General features: G+C 61.5%; 16 protein-coding genes. 10 read left to right on the top strand and 6 right to left on the bottom strand.

Going from position 1 to position 14596, the window contains the following annotated elements:
- The first annotated feature begins 59 nt into the window (after nt 1–59).
- The 7 genes from J3474_RS19360 to J3474_RS19330 all read left to right on the top strand — a co-directional run bounded on the left by J3474_RS19360 (nt 60) and on the right by J3474_RS19330 (nt 4809).
- Nucleotides 60–467, top strand: a complete 408-nt coding sequence (locus J3474_RS19360) for a hypothetical protein (protein ID WP_207095271.1) — start codon at nt 60–62, stop codon at nt 465–467.
- 40 nt (nt 468–507) lie between these two features.
- Nucleotides 508–693: a DNA-binding transcriptional regulator gene (locus tag J3474_RS19355; RefSeq protein WP_242528492.1), complete on the top strand. Its 186-nt coding sequence runs from the start codon at nt 508–510 to the stop codon at nt 691–693.
- 256 nt (nt 694–949) lie between these two features.
- Nucleotides 950–1378, top strand: coding sequence for a helix-turn-helix domain-containing protein (locus tag J3474_RS19350; protein WP_067736514.1), 429 nt, complete (start codon nt 950–952; stop codon nt 1376–1378).
- Nucleotides 1379–1387: 9 nt separating this feature from the next.
- Nucleotides 1388–2011 carry a GntR family transcriptional regulator gene (locus J3474_RS19345; RefSeq protein ID WP_207095270.1) on the top strand — a complete coding sequence of 208 codons (624 nt, stop codon included), beginning with the start codon at nt 1388–1390 and terminating at the stop codon, nt 2009–2011.
- Between the two features lie 171 nt (nt 2012–2182).
- Complete coding sequence (locus tag J3474_RS19340; RefSeq protein ID WP_148274975.1) at nt 2183–2338, top strand: benenodin family lasso peptide; 156 nt, start codon at nt 2183–2185, stop codon at nt 2336–2338.
- A 57-nt stretch (nt 2339–2395) separates the two neighbouring features.
- The gene (locus J3474_RS19335) at nt 2396–3067 is read left to right on the top strand and encodes a lasso peptide biosynthesis B2 protein (protein ID WP_207095269.1); all 672 of its coding nucleotides are present in this window, start codon (nt 2396–2398) and stop codon (nt 3065–3067) included.
- Nucleotides 3067–4809, top strand: coding sequence for an asparagine synthetase B family protein (locus J3474_RS19330; protein WP_207095268.1), 1743 nt, complete (start codon nt 3067–3069; stop codon nt 4807–4809). Before J3474_RS19335 ends, J3474_RS19330 begins: the two co-directional genes overlap by 1 nt.
- A gap of 36 nt (nt 4810–4845) precedes the next feature.
- On the opposite strand, the gene J3474_RS19325 is transcribed toward J3474_RS19330, so the two are convergent.
- The 4 genes from J3474_RS19325 to J3474_RS19310 form a co-directional block, all read right to left on the bottom strand.
- Nucleotides 4846–7008, bottom strand: coding sequence for an Atxe2 family lasso peptide isopeptidase (locus J3474_RS19325; protein WP_207095267.1), 2163 nt, complete (start codon nt 7006–7008; stop codon nt 4846–4848).
- Nucleotides 7009–7013: 5 nt separating this feature from the next.
- Complete coding sequence (locus tag J3474_RS19320; RefSeq protein WP_207095266.1) at nt 7014–9599, bottom strand: TonB-dependent receptor; 2586 nt, start codon at nt 9597–9599, stop codon at nt 7014–7016.
- Between the two features lie 90 nt (nt 9600–9689).
- The gene (locus tag J3474_RS19315) at nt 9690–10721 is read right to left on the bottom strand and encodes a FecR family protein (protein WP_207095265.1); all 1032 of its coding nucleotides are present in this window, start codon (nt 10719–10721) and stop codon (nt 9690–9692) included.
- The gene (locus J3474_RS19310; RefSeq protein WP_207095264.1) at nt 10718–11326 is read right to left on the bottom strand and encodes an RNA polymerase sigma factor; all 609 of its coding nucleotides are present in this window, start codon (nt 11324–11326) and stop codon (nt 10718–10720) included. The genes J3474_RS19315 and J3474_RS19310 overlap by 4 nt, the downstream gene beginning before the upstream one ends.
- Before the next feature lie 328 nt (nt 11327–11654).
- Between J3474_RS19310 and J3474_RS19305 the strand changes: the two genes are divergently transcribed.
- The 3 genes from J3474_RS19305 (at nt 11655) to J3474_RS19295 (ending at nt 13208) form a co-directional block, all read left to right on the top strand.
- The gene (locus J3474_RS19305) at nt 11655–12578 is read left to right on the top strand and encodes a nucleotidyltransferase (RefSeq protein WP_207095263.1); all 924 of its coding nucleotides are present in this window, start codon (nt 11655–11657) and stop codon (nt 12576–12578) included.
- 70 nt (nt 12579–12648) lie between these two features.
- Nucleotides 12649–12918: a CopG family ribbon-helix-helix protein gene (locus J3474_RS19300; RefSeq protein WP_207095262.1), complete on the top strand. Its 270-nt coding sequence runs from the start codon at nt 12649–12651 to the stop codon at nt 12916–12918.
- Complete coding sequence (locus J3474_RS19295; protein WP_207095261.1) at nt 12915–13208, top strand: type II toxin-antitoxin system RelE/ParE family toxin; 294 nt, start codon at nt 12915–12917, stop codon at nt 13206–13208. The genes J3474_RS19300 and J3474_RS19295 overlap by 4 nt, the downstream gene beginning before the upstream one ends.
- 21 nt (nt 13209–13229) lie before the next feature.
- On the opposite strand, the gene J3474_RS19290 is transcribed toward J3474_RS19295, so the two are convergent.
- Together J3474_RS19290 and J3474_RS19285 are read right to left on the bottom strand one after the other, a co-directional pair.
- The gene (locus tag J3474_RS19290; protein ID WP_207095260.1) at nt 13230–13640 is read right to left on the bottom strand and encodes a MarR family transcriptional regulator; all 411 of its coding nucleotides are present in this window, start codon (nt 13638–13640) and stop codon (nt 13230–13232) included.
- Nucleotides 13633–14595: a phytanoyl-CoA dioxygenase family protein gene (locus tag J3474_RS19285; protein ID WP_242528491.1), complete on the bottom strand. Its 963-nt coding sequence runs from the start codon at nt 14593–14595 to the stop codon at nt 13633–13635. Before J3474_RS19285 ends, J3474_RS19290 begins: the two co-directional genes overlap by 8 nt.
- Nucleotide 14596: the final 1 nt, after the last annotated feature.

Raw genomic sequence — 14596 nt, 5'->3', positions numbered from 1 at the left:
CTTGGGGCGCGGGCCGTCCTATCAATGACCCACGGTGCGAATCACTCGGAGCAGGTCGCATGGCTGCGCGTTCATCGAGAACCTACAAATTGAGGCTGTCGGACAGGGGGATCGATCTTTTCCTGGATTGTCACAGCCGCCTCGCACATCTCCTTCGCGAGTTCCCGCCCTATGGCGCGACACTCCATGTCGCGGTCATGCTGCTGGATCGCATGCAGCCTTGGGACCTCGCTGGCGAAGTGGCCGACCCGCGATGCGACCGGCTTGCCGGCAATCATGTGCGTTTCGTGGGATCATCTTCGCAACTGGCCGAAATCACCCAAAGGCTGATGGAGCGTATCGACGCATCGGATGAGCCAACCTCGGTCACGGCTATCGGGCGGTTCTATCTTGCCGGGCTATTGGTCTTTGAAAGCAGCGAAGATCACCGCCTTCTCAAGGCCTATCGCAGGACAAGGGACGCGTAGGACATGTAAGTAAGCGCTTCACGTCCACTGGAGATCAACAATGAGCGTATATGAAAGCATCAAGCAAGGCTTGAACGAAGCTCTGGCGCTTGCTGTGGGACATGCTTCGGACGCGCGTGTTCATAAGGTCGAAGTTCAGGCCGTCGATGTGGCCGCGATCCGGGCAAAGACAGGCCTGTCGCAAGCTGCGTTTGCGCGCTGTATCGGCGTCACCAAACGAACTTAGCTGAATTGGGAACACGGCCGCCGCCGTCCTGCATGGCCGGCCTAGGTGCTGCTGGCCTTGATTGCCAGACGCCCTTCGCTTGTTGGCGAAATTCTGCGTTGAGTGGGCTATCGCTTTCAAAAATTTCATCAATATTTTTGCAATTCTACCAAATTGGGAACGATGGATGATTGATTTAAGGCGTAATTAACACCAGCCTTGGCGCTGTCGGATTGTGTATCGGAAAGCTTTGAGCGGCTGTCAGGGGATCCCGGACGTGGCCAATCAAAAGCATCACCGCACAAATGAAGAAGATATTCTGGACGAGATCAAATTGATCTCCGGAAAGTGTATCGAGGGACGGCGCAGGATGGAACGGATTACGCAGGCTCAACTGGCGGCCGAGGCCGGTATTGGCATACGCTGGCTGCGCGAAATCGAAGCCGGCAGTCCCAAGCCGTCGATCGAGGACCACCTTCGCTGCGCCGCCCGCCTCGGCCTGCCTGCCGGCTACTTCTTCCTGCCCATGATGTTCCTGCAGAACCGGCGGTCTTTCCCGGCTGACCTGCTCCATGGCGACATGAACCGGCTCCAGGAGCACTGCATCGAATACATCATCGAGGATTACTATCTGGGTGCGGTCATTCGCAAAGGCCGCCGCGCGGGCGTCCCGTTGGATGATGCTTCTCTGCGTGGCATTGAGTGACGCGGCGCGATGTCACCTGAAGCTGTCGCTGCCGAGCGGGTCTACCAGGGGCTCAAGCGGGTCATTCTCGAGGGGCAGTTCGCGCCCGGCACCATGCTTGTCGTGACCACCCTCGCCCGGGAATTCGGGACCAGCATTGCTCCGGTCCGCGACAGCATGCAGCGACTCGTGGGCGAGCGGCTGCTCGACTTGCACATCGGCGGGGGCTTTCAGATGCCCCGCCTCACTGCGGACGGGCTCGCTCACCTTTATTCATGGCACCAAGATCTGATCAAACTTGCGCTCAAATTCCGACGATCCGGCACTTCGTCGAGCGATTATCAGCCAGCTTTTCCATCGATCAATGGCAATGACACACATGCACTTGCCGAAGCGACGGCAGAACTGTTTCTGCACATTGCCAGCTTTTCCGGAAATCCCGAGCATGTCGAAGCCGTTCGCTCCGTTGGTGAGCGGCTTCACGCGACTCGCATTCGCGAAACGAGGCTCTCCAACCGGCTTCACGAACTCGAACGGATATGGGAATTGGCCGGATCAGGCCCGCCACGTGACGCACAGGAAGCGATCCGCCGCTACCATCGCCGGCGATTGCGGCAAGTGTCGCGACTTATTCATGCTGAGGATCAGATCTGAAATCCACGACGGGATGGTAGAAAACCCGGCCCTCCAAAGAGATTTCTTCCCCATTTGGAGGGCAATGAATGAGTATTTTGGCTTATAAGAACTCAAATTGGAAACTTATAAAATCGAAGTTTCGCGCACTGGCGCGATATCCTTCATTTCGTCGCAAATCTCTGCGACGAAATGAAGGAGGTAATCATGACCGTGATTGACGAACATCGCGATGACGAGCTGATCGATCTCGGCGCAGTCAGCGCCGCGACCAAGGGTGCCGTCCAGGGCGAGGCCGACCTCGAAGGTCAGCCGCGCCAGATCTTCGGCGCCATCTCCGACGACTGAGCAAACCGGCGCGCTCCGGCTCTTGCCGGGGCGCGTCACTGCCAAGGCGCCGCGGCCATGTTCTTCTCTTTGCGCGACAACCTCCATCACTGCACGGCGAGTGGACGCACGATCATCCTCGACATCGAGGCCGACCGGTATCTCGCGCTGCCGCCTGGCATGGATGAGGCTTTCCGCCGCGCGGCAGGCGGCGAAGCCTGTGGTTCGGATGATGTACGGCTGCTGCAATCGCTCCTGAGCCGGGGCTTGCTCATCGAGCAGGCACAGGCCCCCTTGGGCGACTGCTCGATCCGAATTGTCCGGGCGTCCCGAGATGTCATTGCGAGCGCAGGTGAGCACCCTGGTCCATCCATGCTTGCGCAGGTCGCCGTTGCCCAATGCGTTGTCGCATGGCGGATCCGGTTTCGTGGGCTGCCAGCGATCATACGGGATCTGGAAAGTCGCAAGCTTGCTGCCGGAGCAGGCGGTGCCGAACGGCATGACCATGAATATGCCGGGATAAATGCGGCCTTCGAGGCACTTGGCCTGGTCTTTCGGCGTTCGGATCGGTGCCTCGTACGCTCGCTTGCCTTCATTTGCATCTGCCTGCGCCGTGGCCTTGCCCCCAGACTTGTATTTGGCGTGCAGGCCAGCCCGTTTTCCGCGCATTGCTGGGTGCAGCAAGGCGAGGCTGTTCTCAACGACACTATCGAGAATGTCCGTCCCTTCACGCCGATCATGGCCGTGTGATGGCGCTGCGCTACATTCTCTTCCATTCGCCTGACGCAGATCAGCGCGAAATCGTAGCGCGCGATGCCGCGCAACGCTGCGGTCTCACCATGGTCCCGGTGCCAGGCGCGTTTTCGCTCCTGGCAAGCGATGACAGCGATGTTCTGCCCATTCCCGGTGGCGGCGCGGTGATCGGCACGATTTTTTATCGCCATGGTCCTCCTGAAGCCATCCGCGACCTGGATCAGCGCGCTGCCGACGCCATCCGTAAATCAGGCGGCGCCCACCTCATTGAGCGGTACTGGGGGGGCTATCTGGCGGCGTTCGAGATGCCCGGCGGCGTGTGCGTCCTGCGAGCCCCCATGGGCGCACTGCCATGCGTTCAATTGCGGCAAGGCGGCCTGCACATCTTCGCCTCCGATCCAGGAGTCCTGGTGAAGGCGGGGCTGCTGGCACCAAAGATCGACTGGGAGGCATTGCAGCGCCACCTGTTCATGCGCGACTTGCCATCGCCCCGGACGGCCATCGTCGGGCTGAGCGAGATGCTTCCAGGTACACGCGCCATTCTTGCCGAGGGCGACGAGGGTGTCAGCCAATGCTGGTCGCCATGGGACTATGCCGCCACGCTCGATGCCATGGAGCCCGAGGACAGTGCGGAGCGATTGGGCCGCGCGCTGCAGCAGTGCATATCGGCATGGGGCTCACGCTACGCGAACATTCTTCTCAGCGTTTCTGGCGGCCTCGATTCGTCGATCGTTGCCACAACGCTGGCAGACCGGGGCCGTCCCCTCTCGTGCCTGACCCTTGCGACCAGCGATCCGAGCGGTGACGAGCGAAGCTATGCCCGGATCATTGCCGGGCATTGCCACGCCAGCCTCCATGAGTGCGGCTATGCTCTCGATGCCATCAATCTTGATCGTTCGGTGGTAGCCCATCTTCCCCGTCCTTGCGGAAGAACACACGACCTGGCCTTTCGCGCCGTGGTGACCGCCAAAGCGGCAGAGCTCGGCGCAGATGCCTATTTTACCGGGAATGGCGGCGACAACGTTTTCGACAACAGCGCCTCGGCGCGGCCGATTGCCGACCGCTGTCTGGCCGAAGGCATGGGGCCCGGGCTCGTCCGCACACTGCGCGACGTTTGCGCTGTCACCGGCGCCAGCGCCTGGCAGGCGATGCGCGAGGCGCGCCGGGTTCTGAAGGGCAGGTGCAAGGGCTATGTATGGCGCTCCGATCCCTTGTTCATGAACCGCGAAATCGTCGCCGAGGAAAGCCGCCAACCTGCCGAACACCCCTGGCTCGACGCTCAAGACGAGGCATTTCCGGGAAAGGCAGGGCACGTGGCCATGTTGCTGCGCATGCAGCAGCATCTCGACGGCTACGACCGAGGTCTGCCATTCACGCTGGTCAATCCGCTCGTCTCACAGCCGATCGTCGAGACATGTCTTGCCATTCCTTCCTGGGCGATGTGCGCCGGGGGTATCAATCGTGCTGTCGCCCGCGATGCTTACGTATCACGGCTTCCACCCCAAATTCTCGAGCGGCGTTCAAAGGCGGGACCTGACAGCTTCATCGTGGAATTGCTCACGAGCCGCATGGGCGAGATCCGCGAAAGGTTGCTCGGTGGCCGGCTCGCCTCACAAAGATTGCTCGATCTCGATACCCTGGGGGCCTGCCTCGTCGAGAGCAGGCTGCACACGGCATCGGAGTACATGCGGATCATGGCTCTGCTCGATACCGAAGCCTGGATCGGACATTGGTCGTGACCATTCGCGCCATACGGCTGATCTCGAAACCTGTTGTCACGGTGTTGATGACGACGAGTGTGGACCGCCATCGGCGTCCGCTTTCCGGGCGCGCTTCGCCAGCCGATCCCGTAACGCGTGCCAACGCGTAGTTTCGGCGGGAGGTGCATCGGGCGCCGAACCTTTGAACCAGAAGTCGAACCAGTCGAGATTGCGCCGGTAGACAGCGAGGCGATGGGCCGGTTGCCATTTGACGTGATCTTCGTGGGGGTAGACGTAGAGGTCCACCGGCGCGTTCACTTCGGCAAGTGCGGTATAGGCCTCCAGCGCGGGCAGAAGCTCATTGTCCGAGAGCTGCATGAGCACCGGAAAGGCAACGCGCCGTGGCTGCTGGGCCCATGAGATCTCGTTCCAGAAACCCGGGGCGTTATCCGACTGGTGCGGCCAGCCTGTTTGCACGTACTGGCGCGCGACGGCCGGGCCGAGCATGGCCATTTGCGAGCGTTCCCAGCAGCAGCTGCTCATGGCAGCGACAGCAAAATACTTGCTGTGAAGGCCCGCGAACTGCACCGTTGAAGCCCCGTCGCTGAGGCCCGTGATACCGACGCGAGCGGGATCGACGATGCCGCGATCGATCAGGGACTGAACGGCCATCTCGATCGCCGACAGGACATTCTTCCGGTCCTTGAAACCCACAAGATCAGCCTTGTCGAGGTCGGTGTAGCTTGTCGCATCAGGGGCAGCGACCGGCGAGCGTGGCCGCTGGATGCTGAGGATCGCATAGCCCCGATTGGCAAAGGCCTGGATGGGATACTCGTCGCCCGTCCCGCCCCGCAGGAAGCCGCGCGAGATGTATTGCACGACAATAAGCGGATAGCGCTGGCCGGGCAGGTAACCGGCCGGATAGACAAGGTCCCCGAAACTCTCGGTGCCGAAGGCGGTCTTCCATGTAAGCCGCTCGACCCGCCCAAGCCGCAACTTGCCGAATTCCGGGTTGGGATCGAACAGCACTTCGTCCTGCCCGGAACCAAGCCGAAGGAGGCTGATATGCCTTGGCGCGCTTGAGCCTTCTTCGACGCAGACCAGGTCGTCATTCAAGGGTGTGCAGTCGACCAGCAAACCGGGCGTGACATAAAGCCGTTTGACCGTCCGCGCACCCGGTTTCCATTCGTAGATGGCGGTCAGGCTGTCGGCCCAGCCTTCCAGATGCGTGAAGCGGACCCGCTGGCCATCGGCAGACCAGCCCAGCAAGGTCGTGACCGATCGGCATGCTTGTGCCTCGCAACTGATGGGCGATCCGGTGAGGCTTTCTGCCACCAGTTGCGGGCGAGGTGGAAATCGCTCCGACAATGTCGGTTTCGTCCAGGCCCGTCTTCCCGATGGCGAGACCGCAATGGCAATCGCGCCCGGCGGGCCGCGTGGTTTGTCATCCTGCAGCAAAGCCGCTTCCGCCACGGATGCCGCGCGAACCTTCCCGCTGGCCAAATCGAGCGCGAAGGTTTCGACCGGGATCGGTGGCGAGGGGAACGGCCTCCTCGAGGCGTTGGGCGCGAACCGATCATCGAAATGAAAGCCCGAGAGGCCCTCCTTATCGATCTGGCCCCACGCCGCCTGTAGCGCGGGACTGGACGAATAGATGATCGTCCGGCCGTCCCTGGCGATCCGGAAATCGAGTATATCGGTATCGGAATGGGTGACGGGAGCACTGCGGCTCCCGTCGATGTGTGTCCGCCATATTTGTATGGTGTTTCCCGTGCGTTTCAGGAACGCGATGGCCTTGTTGTCGGGAAACCACCTTGGCGTGATCACTTTTGCGAAGCCCGAGGGGAAATCTGCCTTTCCTGGTAGCTCAGGGAAGCGCCAGCGAATGATATCTGGATGCTGATCGACGAGCACGGCCTGCCCGCCGGGGCGCGCCTCCATCACGGCCATGCCCTGACAATAGGTATTGAGCTGTGGATCAGCCCGGTGGATCTCGAATGCCAGCCATTTTCCATCAGGCGACACCGCAACTATCGGCTGCCGCATATCCGGGATGGAGCCGATATCGCGCAGTTGCACGAGGTCGAGCGGTGTCAGGGCCCGATGCGGTCCATCCTTGTCCAGCTTGCCGGGAACGAGGGAGTGGCAGTCTTCGGGGGCTGCCGAAGCCGGTTTCGCGCAGAGAAAGCCAGCCAGCACCAGTGCCGCTGTCGCCGCGCGGGGAAGGATGAATCGCATGCTGCTTACCAGGCCTTGGAAAGGCCGAGGCTGACGCTCCGGCCTATGACGGGGTAATTGGTGGCATCGTAAGTCGGTGCGGCCGCGGACGAATTGCGGATCGTGGCGGGCATCTCATTGAAGATGTTGAGCAGGGAAAGCGTGACCTCAATGCCGGAGAGAAATCCTGCCGCTTCCGAGGTCCGTACCTGCGCGACGGCATCGATGCTGGTGTAGGAGCCGACGCGAACGTAGGGCTGGTAACGATCATCGAGTGTCCCGCCGATATAGGTGATACTCGGGCTCAGCGTGAAATTGCCGCGCTGCCAGGTCGCACTGCCCCGCGCGCGCCAGTGCGGGGGATCGAAGATCGTGCCCGCCCGCTGGATCGTCGGTTGGCCTTCGCTCAGCTTCTGGTTGCTCTCGAGGTAACTGACAGCGGCATTGAAGCCTAATTGGTCCCCGCGTGCGAATGTCAGCTGATAGTCGGCCGAGGCATCGACACCTTCGAGGGTCTGGCTTGCGGCATTCTGCAGGCTGTTGTCGACGATCGCGCCAACATTGGCGGGATCGAAGGCCTGCCCGGTCTGATTGACGAGCCCGAGCGGAAGTTCGGCAATGACCGCGTTCACCTGTTCTGCCGTCGGATTGTAGACGATCAGCCGGTCATAGATGTCGTTCCCGAAAACCTGCGAGGACGAGGTTGCCGGTTGAACGACCCGGTCCTTGTAACGGGTATGAAAGTAGCTGACCTCCAGGCGAAGGCCTTCGGCGAATGCGGGCGTCGCGCTCACCGTGGCGGTCCAGGTCGTGGCTTTCTCCGGCTTCAAGTCCCGGCTGACGCCCCCGAGCAGGAGGACAGGCTGACCAGCGGGCGCTGCCGGTACGAAGTAGCTTGCGCTGAGAAGATTACCTTCGGGAACCTTGTTGATCTGCGCCAGTGTCGGGGCCTTGAACGATTTGCCCCAGGTGCCCTTGATCGCAAGACCGCTGACCGGTTCATAGACAACGCCGAACTTGGGCGTCGTCGTGCCGCCAAAGCGCTGGTAATCCTCGTAGCGCGCCGTGCCTGTCAGCCGAAACCGATGAACCAGCGGCACGCTGTTCTCCGGACCGACCAGAGGAAGCGAGAGTTCGCCATAGCCGAACCACACATCCTGCCCGCTCGTGTAATCGACAAGCGTGCTGGTAACGCCGCCGCGCGTCGAGCGGATGTTGGCGTCGAGGCTGACAGATCGCCACCCGCCGCCCAAGGCGAGGCGTGCCTCTCCGCCCGGCAATTGCAGAACACCGCCTTCCGCGCTCGCTTCCAGTGTATCGAGTGTGTTGTCATAGAAGATGCGGTTGCGGGAGAACTCCGCGCCGCCCAGGTTTGTTACGGTTGCCGCATCGGAATCGCTGCGGCCATGGACGTAGCCCAATGTGGCCAGCCATCCGCCCGGCAAGGCCGCCTTGAGGCGCGGGGCGATGGACCAGGATTTTACATCCCGCTGCGCCGCCGTGCCGTTCACCGTGAAGTCGCCTGTGGTGAGGAACGCCAGTGCCGTTTTGGAACGGCGTTTGCTGAACTGGCCGTCGAGCTCGACACTGAACATGTCATTGATCTGCTGATGCCCGGCAAGGACCGCGCTTTTCTGGTTGAGCGAAGGATAAAGCGTGGTCGAGCCGTCGAGGGTGGAGGTGATCGAGCGCTGCCCGGCTGTCACGTCCGTGGAGCGGCTGAAGTCGCCTGCCACCATGAATCCGCCGCCGTCCCAGCGGCTTCCCGTCACGAGGTTGTATTGCTGCTGGACATCGCCGCCTTCGGTCGCGGCACCAAGACGGGCGGATATCTTGCCGCCCTCGTAATCCTGGCGAAGGATGACATTGGCGACGCCTCCGACGGCATCCGAACCATAGAGCGCCGAGGAACCGTCGGCGACGATTTCCACCCGGTCGATCGCCACGAGCGGGATCGCCGAAATATCCACGCCCTGAACGACGGAATCATAAGCCGCGCGGTGACCGTTGATGAGCGTGAGCGTCGCATCGGCGCCAAGGCCCCGCAGGTTCAGGGTCGAGGAGGAGTTGAAGTTTTCCGATCCCTCCTGGACACTGCCGATGACGCCGGGGTTCTGTCCGCCCGCATAGTTCTGCGGCACGCTGCGCGCGTAGGCCCCAAGATCGGTTATGCCGCGCCGCTCGATCTCTTCGCGGCTGCTCGCAACGACAGGCGAGGTCGGCACCGCGCCGCGGATGCGCGATCCGGTGACGGTGATTTCCGGTCCCATGGCAGCTGGTTCGCTTGCAGACTGCGGCGAAGGGGAATTCTCCCGGATGAACACAGTGCGTCCGGATACTTGCGCGGTAAGTCCTGTTCCCTTGAGGAGGAGCGCGATGGCCTCTGCTGCGCTGTAGCGCCCCTTGAGGGCCGGTGCGCGTTTGCCGCTCAGGGCCTCGGACGTTGCTGCCAGTTCGAGGCCGGCAGTGCGCGTAACGGCATGAAGCGAGAATTTGAGTTCTTGCGCCGGGAGATCGAAATCACGCCGGGTGTCCTCCTGCGCCTGTGCGACCGAGCAGATCGCCGTGCTGGAAAGTATGGCCGCGAGTAATAGCCGGCTCTTGTTGTCCATGTCCTTGCCCCTGTGGAGCCCGCGCTGTGTGCGGGCATCAGGGCTAGACGGCGATGGGGCGAAAACGGTGCGTGAAAAAATACAAAAAATTCATCGCGGCCGCAGGACGAGTTTGCCAGGTTGGCTCGTATCGACTGTCAGGTCGAGCAGAACGGAGAGCTCGCGCGCGACAGCATCGGCGTCGCGGATGTCGAGATCGACGAACATCTCCTTCTGCAGAAGCCCGGGTTCCGACACTGAAATCGTGGTGCTGGAATAGGCGTTGGTCTGCGCGATGATATCGCCGAGCGGCATGTCTTCGAAGCTCATCGTCCCGGACAGCCATCGGCCGTCCGCCGCGGGAGCGCCTTGCGGAACCGGCATGACGGCCTGCTGGCGCGATGCAAATTCCAGCTTCTGGCCGGGAGAAAGCCCGACCAGGGCATCCCCGTTCTCGGATGAATTGTGCGCCATGGCGACTTCGACCGAACCGCGCATCAGGTGAACGCGAACCGTGCCGCGCACTTCGACGTCGAACACGGTCCCGGTTGCTGTGACACTTCCGCCGGGTGTCAGCACCACGAACGGCCTCGAGGTGTCATGCGCGACTTCGAAGCGGACGCGGCCGCGGGATAATTCGATCACGCGCCGGTCCGCCGAAAAGTGGATGGCAATCGTGCTGTCCCGGTCGAGCGTGACGACCGATCCATCAGGGAGCCGGGTCCGGCGAATGTCATTGGCATGTGAAGACCAGGATTGGGCGACTGTAGGGGCGCTGGAAACGACGGCTTTGCCGGGCGTTTGTTGGCTGCGTAGCACCAGGAACGCGGCCGAACTGGCCGCCAGGACCGAAGCGAGGACCGCGAACGCCCATATGAATCCCGAATTGCTGAAAGGCCTTCCCCTTGCGGCTCTCGCGTCTGCAGGGCGCAAATCGAGTTGGGCGGCGCTCCATGTGGCGAGGCGCATTTCCCGGGCAACGCGGTTGTACACGATGAGGTGGTCTGGGCTGCGAACGATCCAGCGTTCAAGGCCGGCCCGGTGCCGCTCGGAATCGTCGGCCATCTTCATTGCCCATTTATAGGCCTGGCGCTCGATCCGGTGCATCGGTTGGAAACGTCCTTCTGCTTTGCCGAGGCTCACCGGTGCCTCCGGTTCTGGTCGAGATGGGCAATGGCCTGCAGCATGTCGCGCTTTACGGTAAACACAGTAAGGCCCAGGCGTGCAGCGATCTCCTTGTAGGTATATCCCTCGACGCGGCTGAGCAGGAAGACCTTCAGCACTCGCGGTTTGAGCTGGCGCAGGACCTGCTCGTAATGGACAAGCTCCTCGCGCGCTTCGAGTTGCTGGTGTTGATCGAACTCGACCGGGCGGTCCAGTCCTTCGACCAGGGGTACCGAAATCTGCGCAAGGCGGGTCGATCCGTGCTGGGCCCGGTCGATAAGGAGATTGCTGGCGATCCGGCGCAGATAGGCCTGAGGTGTTGCCATCTGCGTGGAAGGGGCCGCGCGCAGGAACCGGGTGATGGCCTCCTGCGCGAGATCGTCCGCTTCGTCGGGGCTAGCGAACCTTGCCTGCCGGCGAAAGAAGCGGATCAGCCTCGGGCGTTCCGCGCAAAGCAGGTCGGTCAGTTGCCGTTCCCGCTCCGCCGGGTTGCTGGCCCCGGTACGGGAACGGCCAGTATCGCCATCACAGGACGCATCGTCCAGAGCGGCGGACGTAAGTGGTAACAGGTGCGGGGAGCGCATGGGCAACACTGCCTGCGCCGGCCAAATACGAAGCAGACCCGACAAGCGGGACATTCGAAGCTAAGGTGTGCCGTGAGCCGAAAAGCTCCAGCCGACCGGCCATTGCGGACGGGCGTGATGATGCCTGGCAGGATGATCCTGAGGACGGACGCCAGCATTTCCGTCTCATCACCGGAATATGGAACAAACCATGGACTCCGGCAAGCCCTGGCCGGAATGAGGGGAGGGAGGGGTAATTAAATTGTTGCAAGAAGGCGTAATTATTGTGTGCCATCGCATGCAATTGGCGCTGGGCAATCTTGCGGTGTTGCGTTTAGGGTGACGGTCCATGCGTACGGGAATTGATCATCTGCCTCCGGCCAAGCAGCGCGAGCTGGAGCGCGTCGTGGCCGTTATCTTCGAGGAATTTCGTGAGGCGACCGAGCATGCGACCGGTCCGCGCTCGCGGGCGCAAATCCTGAAGATCGTGCTGTTCGGCTCATACAGCCGCGGCGACTGGGTCGATGCGCCGCTCTCGGCCAATCAGTACAAGAGCGACTACGACATCCTCATCATCGTCAGCCAGAAGGACCTCGCCGACCGGGCCAAGTACTGGGCCAAGTGCGAGGAGCGGCTGATCCGCGAGTACATGATCGAGAAGACCCTGCGCACGCCGGTGAACTTCATTGTTCACTCGCTTCAGGAAGTGAACGACGGTCTGGCCCATGGCCGCATCTTCTTCCTGGAGATGGCGAAGGAAGGCATCGCGCTGTACGAATCCGATGAGCGCGAGCTTCACCAGCCTAGGCCGAAAACGCCCAAGGACGCGTTGGTCATGGCGCGGGAGTATTTTGAGGAGGGAATGCCCAGCGCGGCTGAGTTTCTGGAAGGGTACCGGTTCTATATGGGGCGGAGGAGTTGGAAGAAGGCAGCTTTCCTGCTTCATCAGGCTACCGAGGGCCTCTATTCCTGCTTCCTGCTCGTCGTACAGAACTATACGCCCTACAATCACAACCTCGCGTTCCTGCGCACCCAGGCGGAGCGTCTCGACGGGAGGATGGTCGGCATTTGGCCCGAAGGCTCACGCCGCGAACGGGCGATGTTTCAGAAGTTGAAAGAGGCCTACACGAAGGCCCGCTATTCCAGGCACTACCGGATCAGCGAGGAAGAGCTCACCTGGCTCGGCGAGCGCGTCGAGGAATTGGGCCGGGTGGTCCACCTGATCTGCAGCGACAAGATCGCCGAACTGGAAAAGGCCGCTGCGCCGGACTGAACGGTGTTGCTGCTTGCACCAATGTTCATGAGCGATTAGATTTTAATCAAACAGATTGAAGGCTAATCGTATGGCAGCTTCTACCCGCGTCATCACCGCCCATGTGTCCGCCGATCTGGCGGACAAGGTCGATGTCCTGGCGGAACGGATGGACCGGTCGCGTGGCTGGATCATGAAGCAGGCCCTGACCGCATGGATCGACCAGGAAGAGGAGCGGCATCAGCTTACGCTTGAAGCGCTGCATGATGTCGATGCCGGCAATGTGATCGACCATCAGAGCATCGTTGCCTGGGCCGAGAGCCTTTCCACGAAAGATCCGCTGGCCCCGCCCCTGGCATGAAGATCCAGTGGACCAGCAAGGCTTCTTCGGACCTTGTTCGCCTTCATGAATATCTGAAACCTGTCGCGCCCGATGCTGCGGCGCGCATCGTCCAGGAATTGGCCCGTGCGCCGGGCCGGTTGCTGGATTACCCCCGCCTTGGCGAGAGACTGGATGCCTTCGATCCTCGCGAGGTCCGCCGGATCATCGTGGGCCATTACGAAATGCGCTACGAAATTTCGCGGGCTACGATTTTCATTCTTAGGCTCTGGCATTGCCGGGAAAATCGGGGCAGTGGTCCCGATAACTGAGTATCCTTGAGCGGACGGCGGTCAATCGCTGCTGGCATGCGTTTTGCCACCCGAACCGCACTGGCAGCACGATGTCATGAGCATGTGCGTCAGCGTATCGAATAGTTCATCCATCAATTCGCGAAACGGCGATGCCAACTGAATGCCGACACGCCTGAGGTCACTTTCATCGACGGTGCGCTCCACGAAGCCCTTATGCACCATGATGTCGATCTTGCGGTGCGCGCTCGAAATGGGAATGTTTGCCGAAACGCTGAGCTGCCAGATGTAGAGCAGTTCGCCTTCCCGGTCCGCGACGTAAAGTTCGAGCAGCATGTCCCAGATCGGATTGGCACATAGGCCAGCCCCGAGCAGCTCCTTTGCGAGCTTGCGCTGAAGGATAAGTGTTCGGCATAGCGCGAGGCGCTTTCCGTTGGCGGGGACGCTATCCATGGGATGCCTGCGCACCGGGGGGCACGGTCGGGAAAAGCGCGGATTGCTTGAGATTTACTGCGGAACCCTCGGGGTGCTCCGGACCGATCGTACCGCTTCGCCATGCCCTGATAAGCTCTTCCTGTTCGGGCAGCAGCGCGTCCACTGCGCCGGGCGTATCGGGCGTGCTGTCGAGCAGGAGGGAAGGGCAGCGCCCCTCATAAGTACCCAGGTTCGGGCGATGCACCCGGTATCCGGCAAGGCGGGCAAGGCTCCGTGGAAATTGCCGGGCTACTTCTGGCGGGTAGGCGAGCCAGGGAAGCTCATAGGGTTTCAGCCATCCAAGGCAGTAGCTGATGATCACGCCGCGGCGGGGATGCGCGGTGCGATTGGCGCCAGCTGCGTGCAGGGTTGAGCCCAGGAACACGAGTGCTGAACCTGGTGCCATTTCCGCCACGATCGATTCTTCGTGGGCAATGAGTAGTTCATCCTGCCGCCGGTGGCTCCCGGGCCACACAAGCGTTGCGCCATTATCCTGTGTGAAGTCCGACAGCGGCCACATCACATTGATCAGGAATTCCATGCCGCGTTCGCGGTCAACGAAGCCGCTGCAGGGCCACATGTCCTGATCGCGATGGGGCACCTGTTGGCTCGCTCCGGGAGCAAGTTCGATCGCCTGGGTCAGATTGAGTGAGAAATGATCGCACCATGGTCCGAGCATCTCTTCGGCAATCCGCAGGATCAGGTCGTGCTCGACCAGGCTCGCCACATGCGGCGATCGCTTGAGCAGGCCGGCAAAGCGCCGGGTTCCTTCGCCGGAAAAGCTGCCTTCTGAAAATCCGGTGGCGGAAAATTGCGCGTCGAGGTCCGTGCCGAGGGCTGTGATCAGGTCGGCCGGAACCAGATCCTTGATGATGGCGTAGCCCTGTTCATGGAGATCGGCCACGCACCGGGCGTATGGTAAGGCAGTGCTCATG

This window comes from Novosphingobium sp. PY1, assembly GCF_017312445.1.
Classification (GTDB): Bacteria; Pseudomonadota; Alphaproteobacteria; order Sphingomonadales; family Sphingomonadaceae; genus Novosphingobium.
The sequence above is the reverse complement of the archived record's forward strand: the minus strand, read 5'-3'. Positions and strand labels throughout refer to the sequence as shown.